The 325-nt window shown below is 55.4% G+C and carries 1 protein-coding gene; it reads left to right on the top strand.

Features of this window, described 5'->3' with window-relative positions; genetic code table 11:
- Positions 1-325, top strand: a 325-nt coding sequence (locus G9G53_RS25850; protein ID WP_165150901.1) for an AMP-binding protein, incomplete at both ends; no start/stop codon positions are given.

The following is a 325-nucleotide window of genomic DNA, read 5'->3' as shown; positions in this document are numbered from 1 at the left end:
ATGTGGCGGTGGTGTACGAGGAACAACAACTGACGTACCGCACACTGAACGAGCGTGCGAACCAATTAGCCCGTAGATTGCGAAATGAAGGCATTGGCCGTGAATCGATTGTTGGCATCTTGAGTGAACGCTCGGTCGACATGCTGGTCGGCGTATTGGCGGTATGGAAAGCCGGAGGTGCATATGTACCGCTGGATGCAGACTATCCGTCTGAACGCATCCGCTTCATGCTGGAGGACAGTGGTGCTACGGTACTGTTGACCCAAACGGGCTTACAGGAGCGCGCGCAGGTCTGGCTGGATGAAAGCGAAGCAGTATCCGAACC

Source organism: Paenibacillus sp. EKM206P (assembly GCF_011066155.1).
Lineage (GTDB): Bacteria > Bacillota > Bacilli > Paenibacillales > Paenibacillaceae > Paenibacillus > Paenibacillus polymyxa_D.
Note: the sequence above shows the minus strand (reverse complement) of the source record. Positions and strands in the feature narration are given on the sequence as shown.